Raw genomic sequence first — 24,547 nt, 5'->3', positions numbered from 1 at the left:
CTTGGCGCGCCGTCGCCGGTTTTCTCGCCTCGCGGATAGCAAGGCCCCGGGTGCGACGCTGCGGACACAGGCGAATCCAAACAAGCGTGCTACAGCACGCATCGAGGGGCTTTTTTCCGTATCGTAGGTTCGTATGCGTTCTTACCGTCGCTCAGGCCTGGCGCTCGCCGGACTGCTGCTGCTCGCCTTTCCGCAAATCGCCGCCGCCCAGAGCCAGGCGCAAGCGGTGCTCGACGAGATCAACTACGTCCGCGCCAATCCCCGGGCTTATGCCGACGAGCTGCGCCGCTCCGAACCCCACTACGGCGAGGATCCCGACGCGCTGCATGAGGCGATCGCCGAGCTGCAGCGCCAGCGCCCCCTGGCTCCGCTCACCGCCGACGGCCGCATCGACGACGCCGCCCGCGACCACGCCAGCGCCCAGGGCGCGCGCGGCACGGTCGGCCACGGCGCGACCGGGAGCCTGGGCCAGCGCCTGCGCAAGTACGGCGTCTTCGCCGGCATGTCGGCCGAGAACATCTCCTACGGCTACGAAGACCCTCGCGACGTCGTGCGCCAACTGATCGTCGACAGCCGCGTGCCCGGGCGGGGCCACCGCCGCAACATCCTGTCGGCCGGCTACAGCAGCGCCGGCGTCGCCTGCGGCGGCCACCGCTCGTACGGCGCGATGTGCGTTATCGACTTCGCCGGGGCCATGCCCGAGGGCGTGGCGAGGGCGGCGCGGTAGGGCGAGGACACGCACGGCGTCGGCGGCCCCTAGATCACCCCCGCGCTCGCCAGCTCGGCGATCTCCGCCTCGGTCTTGCCCAGCCCGGCCAGCACCGCCGCCGTATCCGCCCCAAGGCTCGGCGGCGGGCGCTCCACGACGACCGGCGTGCGCGACGCCCGGATCGGCGAAGCGACGGTGCGGATCGGTGACGCCAAGTCGTCCCGCGCCTGTTCCACGACGAGACCGCGCTGGATCGCCTGCGGCTCCTCAAACACCTGGTCGATGGTGTTGATCGGGCCGCACGGCACGCCGGCGGCTTCCAGCAGGGCGATCCAATCCCGTGTCGTGCGCCTCGCCAGGATCGGGGCCATGGCCTGGGCGAGCTCCGCCCGCGCCGCCACCCGCTGGGCGTTGGTCGTAAAGCGCGGATCCTCGGCCAGCCCCGGCGCCTCGGCCGCCTTGGCGAAGGCGCGGAACTGGCCGTCATTGCCCACCGCCAGCACCATCGCCCCGTCGGCCGTGGCGAACACCTGGTAGGGCGCGAGATTGGGGTGCGCGTTGCCCAGGCGCTCGGGCGCCTTGCCGGTGGCGAAGTAGTTGCTGGCCTGGTTGGCCAGAACGGCCGCCTGCACGTCGAACAGGGCGATGTCCATGTGCTGCCCCTCCCCGGTCGCCCGCGCATGCAGCAGGCCGCAGAGAATGGCGTTGGCCGCATAGAGGCCGGTGAACAGGTCCACGACCGCCACCCCGACCTTCATCGGCTCGGCGCCGTTGCTGCCGTCCGGCTGGCCCGTGATCGACATCAGCCCGCCCATGGCCTGGATCATGTAGTCGTAGCCGGCCCGCGCCGCATAAGGGCCCGTCTGGCCAAAGCCGGTGATCGAGCAATAGACGAGGCGCGGATTGATCGCCGACAGGCTCGCATAGTCGAGGCCGTACTTCGACAAGCCCCCGACCTTGAAGTTCTCGACCACCACGTCGGCCTCGGCGGCCATCGCGCGGATCAGCTCGGCGCCGCGCGGGTCGGCCATGTCGATGGTCACCGAGCGCTTGTTGCGATTGGCGCAGGTGAAATAGGCCGCATCGCCCCTGCCGCCGTCGGTCGTTTCGAAGAACGGAGGCCCCCAGGCCCGGGTGTCGTCGCCGACGCCGGGACGCTCGACCTTGACCACTTCGGCGCCCATGTCGGCCAGGGCCTGGGTCGCCCAGGGACCGGCCAGCACGCGGGAAAGATCGAGCACCTTGACCCCCGAAAGGGCGGCGCCGGGCCTGACGTCTGATCGCAAGGCGACTGCTCCGGATATTCCTGTTGCGGGCGACGTTCAGCGCCCCAGGCTGCCTCGCCTACCGATGTGATCGCGGCGGGGCAAACGGCGATGGCGAAACTATCCGAAAACCAGGCTGGCGAATTCCAGCAAGGTGAGTTCCGAAGGGGCTGGCCTCTGCTGCTCAGCGTCGTGCTGGGCGTGGGCCTGGGCCTCTCGCCCCTTCCCTTCTACAGCATCGGCATGCTGGCCCCGCAGCTGGCCAAGGAGTTCGGCTGGAGCTTCGCCTCGATCATGCTGGGCCTGCCGGTGGCCACCGTGGCGGTCATGATCGTCGGCCCGATCATCGGCTGGCTGGGCGACAGGATCGGCGTGCGGCCCGTGGCCATCGCCTCGCTCGTCCTCTTCGCCTTCGCCTTCATGGGTTTTGCACTGACGAACGGCGCCCTGCCGCTGTTCTACCTGAACTGGGCGATCATGGGCGCGGTCGGGGCCGGCACCCTGCCCACCACCTGGACCCGGGCCATCAACAACGGCTTCGAGCTGAATAAAGGCCTGGCCTTGGGCGTCGCCCTGATGGGCACCGGCGTCTTCGGCTTTCTCATCAAGCCGTTCCTGATGTGGATGATCGAGGCCCACGGCTGGCGCGCGGCCTACCTCGTCACCGGCGCCCTGCCCCTGGTCATCGCCCTACCCGTGGCGCTGCTGGCCTTCAAGGACCCCGGCGCGCGCCGCGTCCATACGCAGGACGCGCCCCTGCCCGGCCTGACGCTTCCAGAAGCATTGCGCGACACGAAGTTCTGGCTGATCGCCGGCGGCTTCCTGCTATTCTCGTTCGCCATCGCCGGGCCGCTTCCCAACCTGGAAAACCTGCTGAAGCTGAAGGGCTTCAGCAAGGCCGAGATCGTCAGCCTGGCGCCCGTGGTCGGCCTGTCGGTGATCGTCGGCCGCGTCGCCGGCGGCTGGCTTGTCGACCGCTTCTGGGCCCCGGCCGTGGCCCTGGTGCTGCTGTGCCTGCCCGCCGTCGGCTGCCTGATCCTGCACGGCCAGGATCCGGGTTTCGCCGGCGCTCTTCTGGCTATCGCCCTGGTCGGCATGGCGGCGGGCATGGAGTTCGACCTGCTGGCCTTCCTGATCGCCCGCTACTTCGGGGCGCGGTCCTATTCGACCCTCTACGGCTGCCTCTACTGCGCCTATGCGGCGGGTTCGGGCCTGGGGCCGGTGGCCTTCGGCGCCGACTTCGACGCCACCGGCGGCTACCAGCTCTCACTGCTGGTCGCCACGGGCCTCTTGGTGCTGGGCGGCCTCGTGCTGCTGCCGCTGGGCCGCTACCGCTTCGCGTCCGAGCACGTGGTCGAGGACCAGCGCATCGAGGCCGCCGCCGGCGAACGCGCGGCCGTTCCCGGCGCCTGACTCCTGAATTCCTGACAGGCGGATTTTCGCGCCGTCGCCCGCCCGCCATCCGCCGGACGGGCGCAAGCTCGCGTCAATTGGAGTAGGAGTGCGCCATGACCGGTCGCGTCAACGAGGGGCCGATCCAGGCCTATGACGGCCCGCCCGACTATCGCAAGGTCGGCCGCCATGGGGTGTTCCCCGACATGTCGCACGACGAGGTCGAGCGGCTGAACGTCCTGGCCCAGCTCAACCGCCACCTCTCCACCCGCCTGATCCCCGGCGTGAAGCAAGCGTGGGAAACCCGCGCCCTGCCCGCCTTCGAAAAGGCCAACGGCCGCGCGCCCGAGGATCGTCACGAGGTCCGCAAGGCGCTGCTGAAGGATCCCGCCTTCCAGACCTGGTCGGCCCTTCGCCGCCTGACCATGGAGCAGCGCCAGCAGGCCGGCCGCTGGACCACCCTGCGCCAAGCCGAGGAACTGGCCGCCAAGGCCGCCGCGCTGAACGCCGGCCATGACCGGCTGGAGCTGGATCCAGCCCTGCCGATCCCGCGCTACGTCAGCGCCGTGGACCACCACTGCATGCCCGGCAGCTATCACGTCGAGCGCTTCGAGGGCGACGTCTCGGGCGGCGCCAACTACGACCACGGCGGCTTCGCCACCACCGGCGGCCTGCTGGGCCGCTTCTCCGACGGCGGCGGCCAGGCCGTGGTGCGCTGGGTGCAGCGCCGCCTGCCGGACTTCAAGCCGCGCCGCATCCTCGACATCGGCGCTACCGTTGGCCACAGCGCCCTGCCGATCGCCCAGGCCTTCCCAGACGCGGAGGTCGTGGCCATCGATGTCGGCGGGCCGATGCTGCGCTACGCCGCCGCCCGCGCCGCCTCGCTGGGCGTCACGAACATCCGCTTCGTCCAGGCCGACGGCGCCGACCTGTCGCGCTTCGAAGACGAGAGCTTCGACTGGGTGCAGACCACCATGTTCCTGCACGAACTGTCGCTGGCCTCGATGAAGGCCATCTTCGCCGAGAGCCGCCGCGTGCTGGCTCCGGGCGGCGTGGTGCTGCACGTCGAACAGCCGCAGTACGCGCCGACCATGCCGCTGTTCGAGCAGGCGATGCGCGACTGGGACGCCTTCTACAACAACGAGCCCTTCTGGAGCACGCTGCACGAGATCGACCTCGACGCCCGCATGGTCGAGGCCGGCTTTGACGCCGAGGAGCTGATCCATGACGGCGTCACCGCCGTGGTCGACCGCGAGGTCTTCCCCGACGCCGCCGACGACGACAGCGAAGACTATGGGCGCAAGGCCGCCTGGCGCGTGATCGGAGCCCGGAAGGCCACCAAGGAAGCCCAATGAGCATCGCAGACGCCCTCGCCGACGCCGGCGCCAAGCCCGCCGGCAAGCGCCCCTATTTCTTCGCCAATCCCGAGGTCGAACGCGTCCTGGCCATCACCATGGCCGTGGTCCAGGAACTCGCCGTGACCCGCGCCCGCCTCGACACGCTGGAACGGGTGATCGAGGCCCGCGGCGGCCTCGATCGCGCCGAGATCGAGCGCTTCGAGCCCAGCGCGCAAGCCGCCGCCGAGCGCGGCCTGTGGCTTCAGGAATACCTCTCCCGCGTGCTGCGCATCGTTCAGCAGGAGGCGGAAGCCGCCACCGCCACGGGCGACGTCGCTTCGGAAGACGTCGCGGTCGAACTGCGCGACTAAAGCCCGCACGATTTCAAGGACATACCGATGAACCTTCTCAGGGCCGCAACCCTGGTGACGCCGAACGTCGCCCAGGCCGCGCAGCGCTACGCCCAATGGCTGGACTACACCGTGGTCGAACAGGGTGAAGTTCCGGCTGACCTCGCCGCCAGCTGGGGCGCCCCGGCCAGCGCTGGCCGGCCCTACGCCGTCTTGCAGCCGGCCAGCGGCGCCGATGTCTTCCTGCGCTTCGTCGAGGGCGCCCCCGTCCCCGAGTACCGGCCCTTGCGCACCTACGGCTGGGCGGCGATCGAGATCTGCTGCCAGGACGTCATGGCCGTGAACGCCCGCATGCAGGACGCGCCGTTCGAGATCATCGGCCCGCCCAAGCGCATCGACGGCCTGCCCACCATCCACCCGATGCAGGTCAAGGGTCTCGACGGCGAGATCGTCTACCTCACCGAGATCGTCTCGCCCGGCAACGGCCTGCCCCATCCTGGCAGCCTGATCGACAAGCTGTTCATCCTCGTCCTGGCCAGCGACGACATGGAGGCCAGCGGCGCCTGGTTTGGCCAGACCCTGGGCCTGGACGTCGGCGCGCCGATGACCATCGTCTACAACATGATCAACGACGCCTTCGACCTGCCCCGGGACAGCCGCCACGCCCTGGCGACGGCGACCTATCAGAAGGACGTCTTCCTGGAGTTCGACCAGTATCCGGAGCAGGCCACGGTCCGTCCCGGCCACCCCGGCGCTCTGCCGCCGGGCGTCGCGATCTGCACGCTCAAGCACCCAGACTTCGACAGCGTCCAGGGCGACTGGATCGTGGTCCCCACCGTGCGCGACGGCGCCGTCTACGCCGGCAAGCGCGCCGGCGTGCTGCGCGCCCCGGGCGGGGCGCTGGTCGAGGTGGTCGAGGCGTAGTCCCAAACCCTCTCTCTTCGAGAGAGGGACGCAATGATCAAAGCGTCACCACCACCTTGCCGAACGCGCCCTTGTCGGCGCGGGCATAGGCGCCTTCGATGGCGTCGAGGCCGAACACGCTGTCGACCACAGGCACGATCCCCATGGCCGCCACGAAGTCCGACAGCGCCTGGTGATCGGCGCGTGAACCCACCGAGATCGCCGTGGCGCGCTGGGCGGCCATGACCATCGCCGCCGCGCCCAGCGCGCCGCCGAAACCATCCAGAGCGCCGATGACCGCCACGTGGCCGCCGACGCCGAGGGCGCCTTGCGACTTGGCCAGGGTGCCGGCGCCGCCCAGTTCCAGGGCGTGCTGCACGCCGCCGAACGAGGCCTCCTTCACCGGGACCTCCCAGTCGGGCGTGGTGCGATAGTTGACGGTCAGGTCCGCGCCCAGTTCCTTGGCGCGGGCCAGCTTGGCGTCGTCGCCGCCGACCACGGCCACCTTGGCCCCGAAGGCCTTGGCGATCTGCAGGCCCCACAGCGAGACGCCGCCGGTGCCCAGGGTCACCACCCAGTCGCCCGCCTGCAAGCCGCCGTGCGTGACCAGCGACGACCAGGCCGTGACGCCCGAGCAGGTCAGGGTCGCGCCCTGCACGTAGTCGAGCCCCTCGGGCAGCTTCACCACCCCGTCGGCCGACAGCACCACCTGCTCGGCCAGAACGCCGGGACCGCCGGCGCCCAGCGACGAGATCACCGCCGGGAAGGTGATGCGGCCTTCCGGCCAGGCCTGGAAGAAGGTCGACGCCACGCGGTCGCCGACGGCGAAGCCTTCGACACCTTCACCCAGCGCCACGATCTCGCCGGCGGCGTCCGACAGCGGGGTGAAGCCGTCGGCCTCGCCCACCGGATACCAGCCCTGGCGGATCATCACGTCGCGGCGGTTCAGGGCGACGGCGCGCACGCGAACCAGCACCTGGCCCGGCCCCGGCGTCGGAACCGGCACGATGGACTCGGCCAGCTCGAAGCCCTGGCCGGCGCGGACGAGGGAGAAACGGCGATTGGTCATGGGCGGGGTCCACTGAAGGGGGCTGTTCGGAGGCGTGGTTTCGACGCCGGCCACGAAGGCCAGCAGGGTCTCGGCGAAGATTTGGGGTTCCAGCTCGGGCGCGGCGACGCCGGTCTTGCCCTGGGTGGTGACCACCACGCCCGGACGGGCCTTGCGGATACGGCCGACGAAGCCCGCCAGCGGGTCGTCGGCCGCCTGCAGCACGGTCACCGGGCAGGTCACGCCCTCGAAGACGCTGGCGAAGTCCTGGTCGAAGATCGCCCCGAAGGCCTGGTTGCGGCCGTCCGGCGCGCCGATCGCGCCCAGGAACTCGGTCTGCACCAGTTGGGCGTCGAAGCGGGGCAGCAGCCCCTTCATCACGCCCCAGGACTGGATCAGGTAGGCGCCGTGCGCATCGATCGGCGCGGACTGGCCGATCTGGGCGCGAAACATCTCGCGCTCGTCGGCGCTGGCGAACAGCACGCCGTTCAGCAGCAGCGAGCGCACGCGGTCGGGCGCGGCGACGGCGATCTCGGCGCCGATGTGGGTGCCGGTATGGTGGCCGGCCAGGTGGAAGCGCTCGACGCCAAGGGCGTCCAGGGCCGCCAGCAGCCACGCGCCATAGTCCACCGTGGAGGGCAGGCCTTCCGGCTTGAACGACTGGCCAAAGCCGGGCGTGTCCAGCGCGATCGCCGCGCGGCGGCCGGCGAGAAGCGCCAGCACGCCGTCGAAACAGGCCGAGCTGACCGGGGTGCGGTGCAGGAGCACGATCGGATCGCCGGGGCCGTCCACCCGGCGCAGGTGCACCTGGCCGGCGGGCGTATCGGCATATGCCTTGCGGATGAGCGTCACGGGCGGCTCCAGCGGAATCTTCGAGTCTCGGTCCTAGCGCCCGCCCCTCGCCGGCTCCCCTCGCCCGGGACCGTTATCCGCACAGCGGCGAAGATCGCCGCCGCCCCGCCCTCGCCTTCTAGGCCGGTTCAAGTCGGCGTCGACAACCAAGGAAGAGAGCACGCCATGACCACGGTCCTGATCACCGGCGCCAATCGCGGCATCGGCTTGGAGCACGTTCGCCAGTACGCCGCCTCGAGCGCTCAGGTCATCGCGACCTGCCGCGATCCGGCCTCGGCCGCCGAGCTGCAAGCCATCGCCGACGTCCATCCGGGCAAGGTCCGCATCGAGGCGCTGTCGGTGAACGACGCGGCGTCCGTCGCCGCCTTCGCCGAGCGCCTGAAGGGCGTCGCCATCGATGTGCTGGTCAACAACGCCGGCACCTACGGTCCCATCCCGCTGCCCGAGGGCATGGCCCACCAGACCCTGGCCGGCATGGACTACGACATCTGGGCCGACATCCTGGCCACCAACGTCGTCTCGCCGTTCCGCATCACCGCGGCCCTGATCGACAACATCAAGGCCGGCCAGAAGAAGACCATCGTGATGATGTCCAGCGGCCTGGCCTCGATCGGCACCAACATCTACGGCGGCTCGCACGCCTATCGCTCGTCCAAGGCCGCGCTGAACATGCTGGCCAAGGGTCTGGCGGTGGAGCTGAAAGGCGACGGCGTCACCGTCATCGCCATGGCCCCGGGCTGGACCCGCACCGCCCTGGGCGGCCCCGACGCCCCCTACTCCGTCGAGGAAAGCGTCGAAGGCCAGCAGAAGGTCATCGCCGGGCTGAGCCTGGACGATACGGGCAAGTTCCTGGATCTGGCGGGCGCCGAGGTGGCTTGGTGAGGGCTTTCCCGTCAAGCCCCCCCATTATCCGTAAAATCCCCGCGAAAGCGGGGACCCAGGCTTTTTCTGAAACCCTGGGCGCTCTACGATAAAACACCTGGGTCCCCGCTTTCGTGGGGATTTTGCGGGGTGGGAGTAACCGCTCAACCGCGCCCTCTCCTTGCGCGATAGCCGCCTCTACCCCAAGCTCAGCGCCGCATAGACCTTCTCCACCACCTGCTGCGGCGAGAACGGCTTGAGCAGATAGGTCGTCGCCCCAGCGCCCATGGCGCTGGCGATGCGGTCGAGACGCCCCTCGCCGGTCAGCATGACCACCGGGGTCTCGCGGTGCTCGTCGCCGCCGCGCAGGAGCCTGAGCAGCTCCATGCCGTCCATGTCGGGCATGCGGATGTCGATCAGCCAGATCGCCGGCTTGTCGAGGCCCGCCGCGTGCAGCGCGCTGCGGGCGGACTCGAAGGCCTGGACGATGTAGCCGGACTTGGCCAGGGCGCCTTCCAGGAAGGCCAGCAGCACCGGGTCGTCGTCGACGACGAACACCCGCCCCTTGATCCAGCTGCGCTCCATGCGGCCTCGCCTCGCGTTAACCGTGCGAGGAACAGTCTCACAAGGTTTTCGCGCCGGGTACGGCGCCAAGGTTGCAAGACCTTGGCGCTCGCCCCTTTAGCCGTTGGCCATGCCGCGCTGCACGGCCGGCCGCTGGACGATGAAGGCCTCATAGCGGGCAAGGTTCGGATAGCGCTCCAGCCCGCCCTCAAGACGCTTGGCCGAGCTGGCGACCATCGGGAAGAAAAGGGCGTCCAGGATCGTGAACCGCTCGCCCAGCATGTAGACGCGGGTCGCCAGCCGGGCCTCGAACGCCGCCAGCTGCTCGTGGCAGTCGGCCAGCGACCGCTCGATCGCCCACGGCGTCTTTTCGGGCGCCATGACCGTGGCCACGAACTGGTTGGTGAAGGCGCCCGCCAGCTGCGACGACACGGCCGAGGCCCACATCAGGAACTCCGCCCGCTCGCCCGGCCCCTTGGGCAGCATGTCGCTGGCGGCCTTCTCGGCCAGGTACCAGGCGATGGCCAGGGTTTCCGACAACACCAGCGGCGCGCCGCCGGGACCGTCGGGATCGACGATCGCCGGCGCCTTGCCGAACGGGCTGAGCGCGGCCTTGTAGCCGGGCTTCTTGTGCTCGCCGGCATAGAGGTCGACCGGGGCCAGCGCATAGGCCAGCCCCGTCTCCTCCAGCACGATCCGCACCTTCTGGCCGTTGGCGGTCGGGACGGTGTGAAACTGGATCATCGTCCCGACCTCACGCCGTCGCCGCTTCGAGCTCGAGGCTCTTGTACATCGACTGCAGCAGCAGGTATTCGCGCCGCTGTTCCGGGTCGGCCAGGATCTTGCGCATCTTGGCCTCGCGCTCGGCATAGGCCTCGGCGGTGCCGGCCTCCATCGCCGCCTTGTTGGCGATGGTCTGGGTCTGGATGAACTTGTGCATCACCGCCCGTCGCTGCCGGTCATAGAGCGGCAGCAGCGTCTCGGCGTCGCCCTTGTTCTGCAGGATGTCGACAAGCTTCTCGGTCAGGTTCCAGACGTCGTGGATGCCCGAGTTCATGCCGAACCCGCCCAGCGGGTTGTTGAGGTGCGCGGCGTCGCCCGCCAGCAGCACCCGGCCCACATGGTAGGTCTTGGCCACCCGCTGGTGCACCTTGTAGAGCGTGCGGTGCGCGGTCTTCACCGACGCCCCCTCGCCCAGCAGGCCGCCGAACACGGCCTCCTTCTTGGCGTCCGACAGCAGGGCCTCGTCGCTCTCGTCGCCATTGGCCGGCACCAGGATCCGCCACAGCGACGGCACCCGCAGCAGCACGCACCACTCCTTGGGATCGGCCACGTAGTTGACGTGGGCCAGCCCCGGGAAATGCTCCTCCAGCGGCCAGTCGGTCGACAGGGTCAGGAACTTCTCCGGATAGGTGAAGCCCTCGAACTCGATGTCGAGCCACTTGCGGACGATCGAATTGGCCCCGTCGGCGCCGATCAGGTAGTCGCAGCGCACCTGCTCGATGCCGAACGGCGCCTCGACGAAGGCGGTGACGCCCTGGTCGTCCTGGGTGAAGTGGGCCAGCCGGTGCGAGAACCGCACCTGCCCCTTCGGGTGATCCGCCAGCTTGGCGGTCAGCAGGCGCGCCAGCTTGAACTGCTCGCACTGCAGTCGATACGGGTGCTCTGAGATGTCGCCCAGTTCGCCCATGTCGAAGGCCATCACCTCGCCCGTCAGGCGATTGCGATAGTGATAGATCGGCGCGCGCAGGCCTTGGGCCTCCAGCTCGTCGAGCACGCCCAGCTCTTTCATCATGTCGAGCGTCGGCGGATGCATGGTCGAGGCGCGCAGGTCCTCGGGGCAGCGGGGCGCGGCCTCCAGCAGCAGCACCTCGACGCCCATCTGGGCCAGCCGATAGGCCGCGACAGAGCCCACGGGCCCAGCGCCGGCGACGACGACTTGGAATCGTTCCACGGAACCTCGCTAGTTTTGGATCGGCGTTGCGGGCGCGGTTTCCCCCACGCGCCCCGGCTCACGCGCTTTGATCAGTCGACGACGACCATGCGGACCACGACGCTGCCCGCGTCCTTCCGCAGGAGCTTGGCGGCCTGATATTCGTCCGAATACAGATAGGCCTTGGCGGCGGCGGCGTCGGGATAACGGGTGACAATCACGCGCTCGCCTTCGGGGACCTCGCCCTCCAGCACTTCGGTCACCGGACCGCGGACATAGGTTTCGCCGCCGAAGCGCTCGGCCAGGCCCGAAATGGCCTTCACGTACTCGAAGAAGCGCGGCGGATCCGTGATGACGGTCGTGGCGATGATGAAGGCGGGCATGGTCTCGTCCCCCGGAGGAATTTCCGTTGTGGTTCAACGACGACCCTAGCGACGCCCGTTCTTCCCGCTCTGGCGGCGCCTTTTCCTATCCGCCGGGCGGATATCGGCTCCTGGGGTGCGGCGCGGCCGCCTCGGCTTTGCCATTCCTCGACCATCGAAACGTCGAGGAAGCGTCATGCCGGATTCATTGGGACACCGCCTGAAGTATGCGGTCATCGCGCCGTCGACCAACACCAGCGTGCAGCCGGAATACGACGACATGCGCCCGCGCGGCGTCACCAATCACTTCCAGCGCATCGCCATTCCCGACACCAAGGTCACCGACGACGAGTCGTTCATGGTGATGCTGCAGAACATCCGCGACGCGACCATGGACAGCGTCGACGTCGCCATGACCATGGATCCGGCCTGCGTGGTCATGGGCATGTCGGCCGAAACCTTCTGGGACGGCGCCGACGGCGCCGAGCGCCTGACCCAGCGCATGCTGGAACGCACCAACGGCGTGCCGGTCGTGATGGGCTCCACCGCCGTCGACGCGGCGCTGAAGGCTTACGGCGGTATCAAGAAGATCGGGGTCATCACCCCCTACATGCCGGTCGGCGACAACCAGGTGCGCAAGTTCTTCGAGGACCTGGGCTACGAGGTCACCCAGGTGAAGGGCCTGAAATCGCCCTCCCCGATGCTGATCGCCCACGAGACGCCGCAGACGCTCAAGCGCGCGGCCGAAGAGGTCTCCGAAGGCGCCGACGCCGTCGTCCAGTGCGGCACGAACCTGGCCTTCGCCAAGGTCGCCGCCATGGCCGAGTTCTGGCTGGAGAAGCCGGTCGTGGCCATCAACACCGCCACCTACTGGCACGCTCTTCGGAGCATGGGCGTGGCGGACAAGATCGACGGCTTCGGCTCGCTCCTGCTCGAGCACTAGGGATCACGGGGTACCAGTATGGAATACGATTACGTTCCGCTTCCGCACCGCAAGCCGCTGATCTGGCCGAACGGCGCGCGCGTGGCCCTGGTCATGACCTTCAATCTCGAGACCTGGGACCTCACCAAGCCGACCAAGGAGAAGTACTACGCCGGCGGTCCGGCCGTGCTGCCCGACGTGCTGGCCGGCGATACGCCCGACTTCCCCAACTACACCTGGCGCGAATACGGCCAGCGGGTGGGCATCTGGCGGCTGTTCGACCTGTTCGATGAGCAGGGCGTCAAGGCCAGCTGCACCACCAACGCGGTGACCTTCGAGCGCCGCAAGGCCATGACCGACGCCTGCCTGGAGCGCGGCTGGGAGCTTCTGGCCCACAACTGGGAACAGGGCGAACTGCTGACCGACTTCGCCCATGAACCGGCCAAGGAACGCGACATCGTCCTGCGCTCGCTGGAGCAGTACGAGAAGTTCGTCGGCAAGCGCGCCAAGGGCTGGCTGTCGTCGTCCCTGCGCGGCACGCTGCAGACCGCCGACATCCTGGCCGAGCACGGCTGCACCTTCTATTGCGACCTGCTCAACGACGACCAGCCCTACCTGCTGCGCACGCCGAACGGCCCGATCGTCTCGACGCCCTATTCCAACGAGATCAACGACTTCACCCTGCTCACCCGTCGCGGCCACACCACCGACGAGTACCGCGACGTGATGATCGAGGAGCTGAACGTCCTCTACAAGGAAGGCGCGACCTCGGGCCGGATCATGAACGTGGGCATCCACCCGCACGTCTCGGGCCGGGCCTATCGCATCCGGGCCCTGCGCGAGTTCATCCAGCACGCCAAGAGCCTGCCGGGCGTGTGGTTCGCCACCCGTGAGGAGATCGCCCACTGGTATCTGGCCAATCACGAAAGCCACATCCCGACGGGCGCCAGTTCGAAGGCCGCCGAGTGACCAGCGCCGCCACGCGCCTGCGCAAGCGGCTGGCGGCCGGCCCAGACGGCCGCCGCCGGCTGCTGGCCGCGCCGGGCTGCTACGACGGCTTCTCGGCCCTGCTGGTCGAGCAGGCCGGCTTCGAGGCCGCGTTCCTGTCGGGCGCGGCCCTGTCGCTGGCCCGCCTGGGCCGGCCCGACGTCGGCCTCGTCGGCGTCGGCGAGCTGGCCGACGCGGTGCGGGCCATCGCCGACCGCGTCGAGATCCCGCTGATCGTCGACATCGACACGGGCTTTGGCAACGCGCTGAACACCCAGCGCACCGTCAAGGTGCTCGAGCGGGCCGGCGCCGCCGCCGTGCAGCTGGAAGACCAGACCTTTCCCAAGCGCTGCGGCCACATCCGCGGCAAGGGCGTGATCCCGGTCGCCGAGATGGTCGGCAAGGTCCGCGCCGCGGTCGACGCCCGGTCAGAAACCCTGATCATCGGCCGCACCGACGCGCTCGGCGTGGAGGGGCCAGAAGCCGCCCTCGACCGCGCCGAGGCCTATCTGGAGGCGGGCGCCGACATCGTCTTCGTCGAGGGGCCCCGCACCCTGGACGAGACCAGGGCCGTCGCCGAGCGTTTCGCCGCCCGCGTTCCCCTGGTCCACAACCTGGTCGAGGGCGGGATCACCGCCGTGCGCACCGGCGCTGAACTTCAGGAGCTGGGCTTCGCCATCGCCCTGCACCCCATGCTGCTGCTGCATGGCCTCGCCCGCTACGCGCCCGAATGGCTGGCCAAGCTGAGATCCGACGGCACGACCGACGGCCTCGACATTCTCGATCTTCCCCGCCTCAACGCCGTCGCCGGGCTCGACGCCCTGCTGGCCGACGCGGCGACCTACGCCTGATTTTGGCGCTTAAGTTTCGGAGATACCCATGCGTCCCCAGCACCTGATCGTCGCCGGCGCCGGCATCGGCGGCCTGACCGCCGCCATCGCCCTGGCCCGCGCCGGCCACACCGTCGAGGTGCTGGAGCAGGCCCCGGCGCTGGGCGAAATCGGCGCCGGCGTCACGCTGGCCCCCAACGCCATGCGCGTCTACCACCACCTGGGCCTGGCCGAGGCGATCACCGCCGCCGGGGTCGAGCCCCAGCGCCAGCGCGTGCAACACTGGGCCGACGGCCGCGATCTGGTCGCCTTCGAGCGCGGCCAGAAGGTGCGCGACCTCTACGGCGCCCCTTACGTCTACATCCACCGCGCCGACCTGCACGCCATCCTGGTCGAGGCGCTGGAAGCCACCGGCCGCGCCACGGTCCGGCTGTCCAGCCCGTGCGTCGCCGCCGAGCCGACCGAGAACGGCGCGATCGCCGTGCTGGCCGGCGGAACCGAGATCAAGGGCGACGCGGTGATCGGCGCCGACGGCGTGAAATCGGGCGTCCGCAAGGGCTTCGACCCGGGCGAGCCGCACTTCACCGGCCACGTCGTCTGGCGCGCCATCGTGCCGGTCGAGGGTCCTCTGCTGACCGACATGGCCCATTTCCCCGGCATCCATATCGGCCCGGGCCGCATGGCCGTTCGCTATCCGCTGCGCAACTCCACCCTGCTCAACCTCGTCTTCTTCGCCCGCCAGGAGGGCTGGGCCGAGGAAGGCTGGACGATCCGCGCCGACCTGGCCGACCTGCGCAAGACCTTCGAAGGCTGGAGCAGCGACGTCCAGGCCCTGCTCGACGCCGTCGATCCGTCGGCCCTCTACAAGTGGGCCGTCTTCGCCCGCCAGCCGCTGAAGACCTGGGTGCGCGGCGGCCGCGTGGCCCTGCTGGGCGACGCCGCCCACGCCATGACCCCGTTCCTGGGCCAAGGCGCCGCCGCCGCCATCGAGGACGCCCTCGTCCTGGCCCGCGCCTTCGAGGCCGCGTCGGACGTCCCCGAGGCCCTGGCCCGCTACGAGGTCGCCCGCAAGGAGCGCTGCGGCTTCATCCAGGTGGAATCCAACCTCAACGCCGACCGCCTGGAAGGCGACGAAGCCCACCTCTACGGCATGACCGAGATCAAGAACGAAGAGACCCTGGGCCTGTTCGCCTACGACGCTGGGGCGGTGGAGGTCTAAGATTTGATCCCTCTCTCTTTGAGAGAGGGAGGGGCCCGCGCCGCAGGCGTGGGAGGGTGAGAGGTTTCCCCCCCTCCGAACCAGGCGCGGCCCCTACTCCCGCTATTCCAACCCGCGTCGTTTTCCCAATCGAAGGCGCGGCTACGAAAGTGCCGCGGAGACGGCTTTGGGCTGGGCCTTGGACGTCGCCTTCAAGACCCCCTTCGCGATCAGATAGGCGCAGCCCGCGGCAAGCACGATCGTCGCGACGACGCTCGCCTCGGGGCCGAACGCCCCGCCGGTAAGCCACCACGGTGCGCTTGAGACCGGCGCCAAGCCCACGACGACCGGTGCGATGGCCACCTTCTGACCGCTGACCTCCAGTCCAAAACCCGTGCCAAGGAGGGCGTTCCAGGCCGTATGGAAGGCGCACACGCCCCACAGCGATCCTTCCCTGACGGCGTAAAGGCTAAGCAGGACGGCGAAAAGAAACAGATTGAGGATCCCGAGCACGAGCTCCTTCGATGGATCGATGTTGCTCGCATGAAGCAAGGCAAAGAAGCCGGAGTTCAGAAGAACGGCGACGATCAATCCGTGCCTGGAGGCGACCAAGGGCATCAGCCAGCCACGCAACATGGTTTCCTCGGCCGCCCCCTGGATCATGTATCCGGCAAACAGGGCGAGGAACGGCGCCAAAACGGCTGGCGTCAGCAAGCCCAGAGACAGATCTCCGGCGGCCTTGTAGCCGCCCGCGGCGAAAATGACGCCGACGACGGCGCCAAGGCAAAGCCCTCCGACGGCCAGCCCGCGCAGATAGGCGCCGGCCATCCTGGCGTTGAAGCCCAAGGCTGCAGGTGACCTGCGCTCGAACAACCACGCCCACGCGACAATGAGCAGTATAGTAATGCCTCCGCCGGCCAGGTAGATGGCGAGCGGCTGCCATTGCGTATCAAGGTCCGCCTTGTGATACCCCATCGGCTTCAACACGGCGAAAATGGTCGCCAGCTGCCCGATCACGAAGAAGACGACGATCAGGATTATCGCCGCAGCGGTCCACGTGCGCCGGCTTCTGGCGGTGCGCGGCGCAAAAATCTCGACTCCACTCATAAACCCCCTCCGACTGGCTCAAGAAATGAATCCTTCATGCCGCGCATCTGTATTTCGAAGTGCGCGGATCAGCTTGGACACATGCTGTAGAGGCGCCGGAGCGGTCGCTCGGATGCAGTGAATTTCATTAATTGTTTGTCAGAACAGGCAGACCGCTCACCAAAGAGCCCGTGCCAGCTTCGACATCGATAGATCCTCCCCCTCTGGGGGAGCATCCAACTGTCCGCTCAGGATCCTGAAGCGAAGTTGGCCCTGATGCTCGTTCGAGACGCTCGGATGGCCCCTGCGAGAAAGTATCCGCCTCGGTCAATACACGCCCTTGTAGCGGCCTCCTCGACCAGCCGCGTAGACGGATGAGGCGGCGTGCTCAGCACGCCGCGTGCACCTCACATGTGAGCCGAACCAGGGTCTCCCGCCACGAGGGCGGGAATGACGGGAAGGGGGTGGGCCGGCGAACATTCGCCCCTTCACCACGGCCGCCCGCTCCCCGCCCGTCAACCGCGCCCAACTGCCTGCCGCCCGGGCTGACCGCCTAGCGGAGCATCCGCTGAACGCAATATTTTGACTGATCGGTCCCCTTCAGATTAGCCTCAGTTCGCGCCGCCCGTCCGGGCCGGCTGTTTGGAGGCCGCCATGTCCGCCGAGATGCTCAACACCTTCCAGCAGGTGGATCACCCGATCCTGCCCAAGCCGACCCACGACGAGGCGTCGCGGCAGGAATTCACCAAGAGCTTCAAGCAGTTCATCCAGCAGGGTCTGCTGCCGGGCCTGGGTCCCGTGTTCGGCGTCCGCGCCGCCAAGGCCTTCGAGCGCGAGCATGGCCGCGCCCCCGGCGACCGCCGCGACATTCGCGCCGCCATGGTCAAGGACCTCTATTTCCAGCACTACGCGGCGGCCAACCGCATCGCCCAGGAGCTGCTCTGGGAATCGACCAACGTCACGATCGACCGTGAACTGCCCGACCTGATCGAGAAGGCCCGCGGCCTGTCGGCCTCGGCCAAGGGCAAGCTCGACCTGCCGCAGGAATTCGACACCCCGCGCTACGTCACCTCGATCGACATCCACTGCATGCCCGGCGGCTACGCCGGCGCGGTGGCCCCGGACGACATCTCGACGGGCGCCCTCTACGACCGCGGCGTCTATCTCTACGCCATGGGCTACATGGGCCCCTTCAACGACGACATGGGCCGTTCGGTCTGCAACTACGTCAACCGTCGCCTCGACGGCTTCAAGCCCAAGCGGATCCTCGACCTGGGCTGCACGGTGGGTCACTCGACCCTGCCCTACAAGGAGCTGTTCCCCGAGGCGGAAGTCTGGGGCGTCGACGTCGCCGCCCCGCAGGTGCGCTACGCACATGCTCGCGCCGCCGGTTTGGGCCTCGAAGTCAATTTCGCCCAGATGAACGCCGAGGAGACCCGCTTCGAGGACGGCTCCTTCGACCTCATCGTCAGCCACATCCTGCTGCATGAGACGTCGGGCAAGGCCATGCCGCGCATCTTCAACGAGTGCCACCGCCTGCTGGCGCCCGGCGGCTACATGATCCACGCCGACCTGCCGCCGTTCGACAACATGGACCCGTTCACCCAGTTCATCCTGGACAACGAGACCTGGTACAACAACGAGCCCTTCTGGGGCGCCATGCGCGAGACCGACCAGGTCGCCCTGGCCAGGGACGCCGGCTTCCCGCCCGAAAGCATCAAGTTCGACACCGCCCCGATGGCCATCATGGAGTTCGTGGCCCAGCAGGCCGCAGGCTACAGCCAGGACGCCAGCGCGGCGGTCTCCGACCGCGAATTCGCCGCCGGCGAATACGCCCCCGGCGGCGGCTGGGAAGTCCTGATCGCGCGTAAAGCCTGAGGAACAGATAGATGAACGCCCACGCTCCGCAGGCCGATCGCCCGCACGTCATCCGCGACGCCAAGGGCAAGCGCCCCCAGTTCTACGAGGCTCCCGGCCTCGACCAGGCCATGTCGATGATCATGGTCCTGGCCAACGAACTGGCCGTGCTGCACGACCGTCTCGACAGCGCCGAACGCGTCCACGCCGCCAAGGGCCTGGACCTGGCCGCCGAGATCGAGGCCCTGCAGCTCGACCAGGCCGCCCTGGAGGCCCGCGAGGCCTGGCGCCAGGACTTCCTGGGTCGCCTGTTCTACCTGGCCCGCAAGGACGCCTCGGAAGCCGCCGCGGCCGACACGGCCGAGCGCTTCCGCGCCACCATCGAAGACATCGCCAAGACCTGATCCTGGGACCTGAGTAAGCTGATGCCCGTCAAGACGCGTACCGCCCCAGCCGCCGCTGGCCTCCTCGCACGCCTGGAGGCGATCGTCGGCAAGGACGGCGTCCTGACGGGCGAGGCCGCCCTGCCCTTCGCCACCGACGTCTACCGCGCCCTCGAGACGCCTTTGGCCGTGGTTCGCCCGGCCGACGTCGAGCAACTGCAGGCGGTCGTGCGCGAGGCGGCGGCCGAGGGCGTCGCCATCGTCCCGCGCGGCGGCGGCGCTTCCTATACCGACGGCTATCTGGCCGCCCGCCCCGAAACCGTGCTGATCGACACCGGGGCCCTCGACCGCATCGTCGAGATCAACCAGACCGACGCCTATGTCACCGTCGAGGCCGGCGTCACCTGGGCCCAGTTGAAGACCGCGCTCGATCCCTTAAGCCTGCGCACGCCGTTCTTCGGCCCGTTCTCGGGTCTGGCCGCCACCATCGGCGGGTCGATGTCGCAGCACGCCATCAGCCACGGCTCGGGCCAGTTCGGCAGCTCGGCGGAATCGGCCGTGTCGGTCGAGGTGGTGATCGCCGACGGGAGCTTGCTGCGCACCGGCTCGGCCGCCCGCGGCGCCTCGCCCTTCGCCCGCTGGTACGGTCCCGATCTGTGCGGCCTGTTCCTGGGCGACTGCGGCGCGCTGGGGATCAAGGCGCGCATCACCCTGCCGCTGATCGCCAGGAAGCCCGCCTTCCAGTGCGCGTCCTTCGCCTTCGCCGACCTGCCCAGCCTCGCCCGCGCCATGCGGGCGGCGGCTCTGGAAAACCTCGACGACGAGCACTTCGCCATCGACGCGCCGCTGGCCCAGGGCCAGATCGCCCGCCAGGACAACGCCGCCGTCGTGCAGATGGCCCTGACCGTGCTGAAGAGCTCGCCGTCCCTGGCCGCGGGCCTGCGCCAGCTGACCAAGATGGCCCTGGCCGGCGATCGCGCCCTGCGCAACGCCGAGTACATGGTCCACTACATCCTCGAGGGCGTCGACGACCGCGAGGCCAAGGCCCGCCTGGATCGCCTGCGCACCCTGATGACGGCCGAGGGGGTCGAGATCCCCAACACCATGCCGACCATCGTGCGCGGCATGCCGTTCGCCCCGCTCTACAACGTGCTCGGCCCCAAGGGCGAGCGCTGGGCCCCGCTGAACGGCATCCTGCCCCACAGCCAGGTCGCCGCCTTCCACACCGCGCTCGAAGCCCTCTACGCCAGCCACGCCGACGAGATGACCGCCCGCGGCGTCTGGCGCGGCGGCATGTTCGAGGTGCTGCGCCCGTCCGGCTTCCTCTACGAGGTCGCCCTCTACTGGCCAGGCGCCCAGACCGCCTACCACGCCGGCGTCCTGCCGGCCGAGCACCTGGCCAGCCTGCCGCATTACGCCGACGATCCGGCGACCACGGCCTTCGTGCACCGGCTCAAGGCCCAGATCATCGCGCTCTACGCCCAGCACGGCGCGGTGCACTTCCAGCTCGGCAAGCTCTATCCGTACGGCGAGGTCCTGGAGGCGCCCGCGCTGGATCTGGTGCGCGCGATCAAGACGGCCGTGGACCCGAAGGGCGTGATGAACCCCGGGGCGCTGGGGCTTTGAACCTGCCCTCTCCCTCTGGGAGAGGTTCTTCTTGGTTGGGAGAGGCGCTCCACCGCGCATAAAAAAGGCGCGGTCCTTTCGGACCGCGCCAGGCTACACACTGCGCAGTTGCAGCGGGGACTTTGACGTCAGCTCCGGGCTTCCGGAGCCGCGCGCAGGGCGCGCAGCAGGTTCTGGACGATGGCGTCGCGCTTGGCGTTCAGCTGGGCCTGCAGCTCCGGGCCCGGCTGGAAGGCGTCGACTTCCGCATTGGCCAGCACGCCGTGGCTTTCCAGCACGGCTTCCAGCACGTGTACGCGGTCGGTCAGCACCCAGACCTCGCGGGTCAGGGACAGGATCGCCTCGCCCAGGTCGTCGATCTGGTCGGCGGACAGCATCCGGCGGTTCACCGGCTCGGAGATCGGGCGCTCGAAGGTCTTCTGGTTCATCGCGTTCATGTCGCTCGCTCGTTGTCGGAAGGATCAGGCGGGCTTGTGAGCGCGCAGCACGTAGTACGAGTGGGTCGGAGCCTGGGTCGCGCCCTCGACGTCGACGAAGCCGATGTCCTTGCAGGTCTGGATCAGGTCCATGCTGGCCGAGGCGCGCCAGTAGGGCTCGCCGCCCCACTTGGCCAGGTAGTCGTAGCGCCAAGAACTTAGCTTATCGATCTCGGCGTAGCGCGGCACGTCGGCCATGATGATGTCGCCGCCCGGCTTCAGCATCCGGAAGGCCTCTTCCAGCACCGCCTTGATGATCCGCGGCGGGGCCTCGTGGAACAGGATGAAGGTGGTCACGAGATCGAAGCTCTCGTCGGCGAAACCGGAGTTCTCGCCGCCCTTGACCATCAGCTTCCAGTTCCAGCCCTTCTCGTTGGCCACGCGACGGGCCTGTTCGAGCATGCGGGCCGACCAGTCGATGCCGGTGATCTGGGCTTCCGGGAAGGTCTCCTGCAGGGCCTGGGTGAAGTGGCCCGAGCCGCAGCCGATATCGAGGATTTCCTTGTAGTCGCGGCGCGGGGCCTGCTGGGCGGCCGCTCGGCGCTGGCCGAAGATGTCGCCGCCGTAGCCACGCGCCACCAGCTGCTTGTGCACCAGCTCGCCGTGGACATAGCCGGTGTGGTCGATGTGGTCCCAGCCGCCGGTGGTGCGGTGGAACCACACCTTGCTCCAGTAGCTGGGCGGGGTCTCGCCGTCGCCGTAGTCCAGCGTCGCCGTGCCTTCGTCGAGGCTCTTGAGGTAGGGCTCGAGGACAGCGCGACGCTCCTCGAAGGCTTCGTCGCAATGGGCGCCGTGGGTGCGCGAAGCCCATTCGCCGAACAGCTCGCGGATCTTGAAGATCTTGGAGTCGGCCAGGGTCTCGACGACCAGGGCGTGACGTTCATCCATGTCGTCGGGCATGGTCTGGGCGTTGACGCCCTTCATGGCCAGTTCCGCCTCGGAGGCGAAGTGCAGGCCGAAGGTCGCCTTCGATATGCCCGCCTGGAAATCGAGCGACGCGCGCCCGCGTTGGGCCAGGGCCGGAGCGTCCATGAGGCACCTCTAAAACCTTGTTTCGATAAGGGACTTTAACCCCGGCGCGCCTGGCTGAAAGGCGTGTCGGACCCGCTATCCGCACAACGGTCAGCGGGTGGTGAAGCTTGCATCGCTCGACCGGGCGGCGATGCGGGCGGCCGCCTCGGCGTCGCCGGCGGCATGGGCCAGGACCAGGTCCGCCGAAGCCGCCAGGGCCTGTGCGAAACCCTCGGCCTGCGCCGGACCGGGCAATTCGGGCCGGCAGATCAGCCCGCCAAAATAGTGGTCGACGCCAGGCAGCACGAGCGCGTGGCGGTTCCCCGCCGGCGGCGCCTCGTAGGCGATCAGGCGCATGCGCCAGTCGTCGACGAAGCCCGGCAACACGTCGGCGTCGCCGGTCTGCACCAGGAGCGGCGCTGTGGTGCTCGCGAAACCTTCCGGCCCGATCAGCGGCGGCGTGGCCGGCGGCGGCGACAGGGCGATCACGGCCTTGACGCGCGCATCCAGGGTCGGCGCGCCGGGCGGCGCCAGCACCCCCGCCCCGCCGGCCGCCAGGGCCAGCAGCGCGCCGAACGAATGGCCGGCGGCGGCCAGGCCGAAAGTCCCCTGCCCGGCCAGCCAATCCAGCGTCGCGGCCTGGTCCTCCAGCCGCGTGCGCCAGACGGCGGCCTGGTCAAAGGCCTCCCGTTGCGGGTGGTCGGTGCTGTCCACGTGCATCGGCGCGGCGACCAGCAGGCCCTGCGCGGCCCAGCCTTCCAGCAGGGCCGCGTACTTGCCCGGCGCCGAGAAGGCCCCGTGCGAAAAGGAAATGGCCGCCTTGGGCGCTCCCGCGGGCCGCGCCACGGCCAGCCCGACGGAGCGATCGCCGACGGCGATCTCGACGATGTTGAGAGCCATCAGACGACCGCGCAGACCGTCTTCCATTCCAGGTAGCCGTCGAGGGCGACCTGGCCGCTGTCGCGCCCCCAGCCCGAGGCCTTCACCCCGCCGATCGGCAGGGCGTTGTCGTACATCGAGTGGCAGTTGATCCACACCGTGCCGGCCTTGATGCGACGCGACAGGCGGTGGGCGTGCGAAAGGCTTTCGGTCCAGATGCTGGCGGCCAGGCCGAATTCGCTGTCGTTGGCGGCGGCCACCACCTCGTCGATCTCGTCATAGGCCTGCACGACCACCACGGGGCCGAACACCTCCTCGCGGACGATGGCCATGTCGGCGGTCACCCGCGCCACCACGGCGGGGGTCACGAAGGTGCCCTCGTCGCCGCCCTGGACGCCGCCGGTCAGCACCTCGGCCCCGGCCGCGGCCGCGCCGGCCACGAAGCCGGCCACGCGGTCGGCCTGCTTGCGCGACACCAGCGGGCCCATGTGGGTGGCCGGGTCCAGGCCGTGGCCCAGCTGCAACCCCTTGGCCTGGGCCGCCACGCCCTCGACCACCCGGTCGTAGATCGAGCGGTGGGCGTAGAGCCGCGAGCCGGCCACGCACACCTGGCCGGCGTTGAAGAAGATGGCGTTGGCCGCGCCGGGGATGGCGAGGTCCAGGTCGGCGTCCGGCAGGATCACCACCGGCGACTTGCCGCCCAGCTCCAGGCTGACCTTCTTGAGGTTGCCCTTGGCCGCATCCAGGATCGCCCGCCCCGTGGGGGTCGAGCCGGTGAAGGCCACCTTGTCGACGCCCGGGTGCGCGGCCAGCGCCGCGCCGGCCTCGCCGCCCAGGCCCGTCACCAGGTTCAGCACCCCCGCCGGGAAGCCGGCCTGCTGCACCAGTTCGGCCAGGCGCACGGCGGTCAGCGAGGTGTCCTCGGCGGGCTTCAGCACCACGGTGCAGCCGGCGGCCAGGGCCGGCGCCAGCTTCATGGCCGTCAGCACCAGCGGCGAGTTCCACGGCACGATGGCGGCGACCACGCCCACCGGCTCGCGCAGGGTCCAGCTGGCCACCTGCTTGCCGGCCGGCTGGTAGTTGATCGAGCTGTCGATCGTTCGCCCCTCGATGGCCGTCGCCAGGCCGGCGTAGTAGCGGAACTGGTTCACCGCGCCGGGGATTTCGGCCCAGCGGCCCACGTAAAGCGGCTTGCCTTGGTCGAGGGTCTCCAGCTCGGCCAGTTCGTCGATATTGGCCTCGATCAGGTCGGCCAGGGTCCACAGCAGGCGCGAACGCTGCATGGGGGTCAGCGAAGGCCATTCGCCGCCGTCGAACGCCTTGCGCGCCGCCGTCACGGCCGCGTCGACATCGGCCGCGCCGCCCTTGGCGATGTCGGCCAGCACGACGCCCGTGGCCGGGTCCTTGGTCGCGAAGGTCTCGCCGCCGGCCGCATCGACCCAGGCGCCGCCGATCAGCAGCTGCTTGCGACGCTTGGCGAGGAAGGCTTTCGCCCCCTCCGTCTGAGGTTCGACCGAACGGACGACGAAGGTCATGGCGCATTCCCCGGGACGCTTGAATTCCAGCCTCGACGCTAGCTCTCGCGCCCTCGATTCACAGGGGTCGCGGACCGCCTATCCGCTGTGCGGGCGCCCCTGCGCGCGGCCGTTTCGAAACCGCGCTAGAGCCTAGGGTCACGGGGTTTTCAGTGATGCTTTCCGGGGGCTTGGGATGACG

Annotated in this window: 24 protein-coding genes; 13 read left to right on the top strand and 11 right to left on the bottom strand. The window is 69.2% G+C overall.

All coding sequences use genetic code 11. From position 1 onward, the window contains the following. The first annotated feature begins 133 nt into the window (after nt 1-133). Nucleotides 134-727 (top strand): CAP domain-containing protein, encoded by a 594-nt coding sequence (locus tag V6S85_RS01740; protein ID WP_334347799.1) that lies wholly within the window; start codon nt 134-136, stop codon nt 725-727. 29 nt (nt 728-756) lie between these two features. Here the strand turns inward: V6S85_RS01740 and V6S85_RS01735 are convergent, their stop codons facing one another. Continuing rightward, nucleotides 757-1,995, bottom strand: a complete 1,239-nt coding sequence (locus tag V6S85_RS01735) for a CaiB/BaiF CoA transferase family protein (RefSeq protein ID WP_334347798.1) — start codon at nt 1,993-1,995, stop codon at nt 757-759. A gap of 90 nt (nt 1,996-2,085) precedes the next feature. On the opposite strand from V6S85_RS01735, the gene V6S85_RS01730 reads away from it, so the two are divergent. The 4 genes from V6S85_RS01730 to V6S85_RS01715 all read left to right on the top strand — a co-directional run bounded on the left by V6S85_RS01730 (nt 2,086) and on the right by V6S85_RS01715 (nt 5,977). Further along, nucleotides 2,086-3,387, top strand: coding sequence for an MFS transporter (locus tag V6S85_RS01730; RefSeq protein ID WP_334347797.1), 1,302 nt, complete (start codon nt 2,086-2,088; stop codon nt 3,385-3,387). Between the two features lie 95 nt (nt 3,388-3,482). Beyond that, the gene (locus tag V6S85_RS01725) at nt 3,483-4,721 is read left to right on the top strand and encodes a class I SAM-dependent methyltransferase (protein WP_334347796.1); all 1,239 of its coding nucleotides are present in this window, start codon (nt 3,483-3,485) and stop codon (nt 4,719-4,721) included. Next, on the top strand, nt 4,718-5,074 hold the full coding sequence (locus V6S85_RS01720) for a hypothetical protein (protein WP_116487276.1): 357 nt from the start codon (nt 4,718-4,720) through the stop codon (nt 5,072-5,074). The genes V6S85_RS01725 and V6S85_RS01720 overlap by 4 nt, the downstream gene beginning before the upstream one ends. A 27-nt stretch (nt 5,075-5,101) precedes the next feature. Continuing rightward, complete coding sequence (locus V6S85_RS01715; RefSeq protein WP_334347795.1) at nt 5,102-5,977, top strand: hypothetical protein; 876 nt, start codon at nt 5,102-5,104, stop codon at nt 5,975-5,977. A 37-nt stretch (nt 5,978-6,014) separates the two neighbouring features. Here the strand turns inward: V6S85_RS01715 and V6S85_RS01710 are convergent, their stop codons facing one another. Then, entirely contained in the window at nt 6,015-7,856 is a 1,842-nt protein-coding gene (locus V6S85_RS01710; protein WP_334347794.1) for an alpha/beta fold hydrolase, read from the bottom strand. Nucleotides 7,857-8,021: 165 nt separating this feature from the next. On the opposite strand from V6S85_RS01710, the gene V6S85_RS01705 reads away from it, so the two are divergent. Continuing rightward, nucleotides 8,022-8,738: an SDR family oxidoreductase gene (locus V6S85_RS01705; protein WP_334347793.1), complete on the top strand. Its 717-nt coding sequence runs from the start codon at nt 8,022-8,024 to the stop codon at nt 8,736-8,738. A gap of 177 nt (nt 8,739-8,915) precedes the next feature. On the opposite strand, the gene V6S85_RS01700 is transcribed toward V6S85_RS01705, so the two are convergent. From V6S85_RS01700 to V6S85_RS01685, 4 genes are all read right to left on the bottom strand, one after another. Then, nucleotides 8,916-9,302: a response regulator gene (locus V6S85_RS01700; RefSeq protein ID WP_334347792.1), complete on the bottom strand. Its 387-nt coding sequence runs from the start codon at nt 9,300-9,302 to the stop codon at nt 8,916-8,918. Between the two features lie 96 nt (nt 9,303-9,398). Continuing rightward, nucleotides 9,399-10,025 (bottom strand): glutathione S-transferase family protein, encoded by a 627-nt coding sequence (locus tag V6S85_RS01695; protein WP_334347791.1) that lies wholly within the window; start codon nt 10,023-10,025, stop codon nt 9,399-9,401. A gap of 10 nt (nt 10,026-10,035) precedes the next feature. Further along, on the bottom strand, nt 10,036-11,235 hold the full coding sequence (locus V6S85_RS01690; protein ID WP_116487271.1) for an FAD-dependent oxidoreductase: 1,200 nt from the start codon (nt 11,233-11,235) through the stop codon (nt 10,036-10,038). Between the two features lie 71 nt (nt 11,236-11,306). Then, nucleotides 11,307-11,597, bottom strand: a complete 291-nt coding sequence (locus V6S85_RS01685; protein ID WP_116487270.1) for a DUF1330 domain-containing protein — start codon at nt 11,595-11,597, stop codon at nt 11,307-11,309. Between the two features lie 175 nt (nt 11,598-11,772). Between V6S85_RS01685 and V6S85_RS01680 the strand changes: the two genes are divergently transcribed. The 4 genes from V6S85_RS01680 to V6S85_RS01665 are packed head-to-tail and all read left to right on the top strand — an operon-like array spanning nt 11,773 to nt 15,534. Continuing rightward, on the top strand, nt 11,773-12,519 hold the full coding sequence (locus tag V6S85_RS01680) for a maleate cis-trans isomerase family protein (RefSeq protein ID WP_116487269.1): 747 nt from the start codon (nt 11,773-11,775) through the stop codon (nt 12,517-12,519). A gap of 18 nt (nt 12,520-12,537) precedes the next feature. Continuing rightward, nucleotides 12,538-13,467 carry a hypothetical protein gene (locus V6S85_RS01675; RefSeq protein ID WP_334347790.1) on the top strand — a complete coding sequence of 310 codons (930 nt, stop codon included), beginning with the start codon at nt 12,538-12,540 and terminating at the stop codon, nt 13,465-13,467. Further along, a complete protein-coding gene (locus V6S85_RS01670) occupies nt 13,464-14,336 on the top strand; it encodes an isocitrate lyase/PEP mutase family protein (protein WP_334347789.1) in 873 nt (290 codons plus the stop codon). Before V6S85_RS01675 ends, V6S85_RS01670 begins: the two co-directional genes overlap by 4 nt. 28 nt (nt 14,337-14,364) lie before the next feature. Next, nucleotides 14,365-15,534, top strand: coding sequence for an FAD-dependent monooxygenase (locus V6S85_RS01665; protein ID WP_334347788.1), 1,170 nt, complete (start codon nt 14,365-14,367; stop codon nt 15,532-15,534). Nucleotides 15,535-15,675: 141 nt separating this feature from the next. Here V6S85_RS01665 and V6S85_RS01660 read toward each other — a convergent pair whose 3' ends face one another. Continuing rightward, on the bottom strand, nt 15,676-16,620 hold the full coding sequence (locus V6S85_RS01660) for a CPBP family intramembrane glutamic endopeptidase (protein WP_334347787.1): 945 nt from the start codon (nt 16,618-16,620) through the stop codon (nt 15,676-15,678). 633 nt (nt 16,621-17,253) lie between these two features. Between V6S85_RS01660 and V6S85_RS01655 the strand changes: the two genes are divergently transcribed. Genes V6S85_RS01655 through V6S85_RS01645 form a run of 3 tightly spaced genes read left to right on the top strand, consistent with a single transcriptional unit; the run spans nt 17,254 to nt 20,465 of the window. Further along, nucleotides 17,254-18,477 carry a methyltransferase domain-containing protein gene (locus V6S85_RS01655; RefSeq protein WP_334347786.1) on the top strand — a complete coding sequence of 408 codons (1,224 nt, stop codon included), beginning with the start codon at nt 17,254-17,256 and terminating at the stop codon, nt 18,475-18,477. 11 nt (nt 18,478-18,488) lie between these two features. After that, nucleotides 18,489-18,860, top strand: coding sequence for a hypothetical protein (locus tag V6S85_RS01650; RefSeq protein WP_116569224.1), 372 nt, complete (start codon nt 18,489-18,491; stop codon nt 18,858-18,860). A gap of 21 nt (nt 18,861-18,881) precedes the next feature. Next, nucleotides 18,882-20,465, top strand: a complete 1,584-nt coding sequence (locus tag V6S85_RS01645; RefSeq protein ID WP_334347785.1) for an FAD-binding oxidoreductase — start codon at nt 18,882-18,884, stop codon at nt 20,463-20,465. A gap of 128 nt (nt 20,466-20,593) precedes the next feature. Here V6S85_RS01645 and V6S85_RS01640 read toward each other — a convergent pair whose 3' ends face one another. From V6S85_RS01640 to V6S85_RS01625, 4 genes are all read right to left on the bottom strand, one after another. Next, a complete protein-coding gene (locus tag V6S85_RS01640) occupies nt 20,594-20,902 on the bottom strand; it encodes a hypothetical protein (RefSeq protein WP_116569222.1) in 309 nt (102 codons plus the stop codon). Nucleotides 20,903-20,926: 24 nt separating this feature from the next. Continuing rightward, a complete protein-coding gene (locus tag V6S85_RS01635) occupies nt 20,927-21,973 on the bottom strand; it encodes a class I SAM-dependent methyltransferase (protein WP_334347784.1) in 1,047 nt (348 codons plus the stop codon). A gap of 90 nt (nt 21,974-22,063) precedes the next feature. Then, nucleotides 22,064-22,852 (bottom strand): alpha/beta hydrolase, encoded by a 789-nt coding sequence (locus tag V6S85_RS01630; protein ID WP_116569220.1) that lies wholly within the window; start codon nt 22,850-22,852, stop codon nt 22,064-22,066. After that, nucleotides 22,852-24,366 carry an aldehyde dehydrogenase family protein gene (locus V6S85_RS01625; RefSeq protein ID WP_334347783.1) on the bottom strand — a complete coding sequence of 505 codons (1,515 nt, stop codon included), beginning with the start codon at nt 24,364-24,366 and terminating at the stop codon, nt 22,852-22,854. Before V6S85_RS01625 ends, V6S85_RS01630 begins: the two co-directional genes overlap by 1 nt. Nucleotides 24,367-24,547: the final 181 nt, after the last annotated feature.

Origin of the sequence: Caulobacter sp. CCNWLW153 (genome assembly GCF_036889365.1) — a bacterium.
Classification (GTDB): domain Bacteria; phylum Pseudomonadota; class Alphaproteobacteria; order Caulobacterales; family Caulobacteraceae; genus Caulobacter; species Caulobacter radicis.
This window is presented reverse-complemented; position numbering and strand designations above follow the sequence as displayed.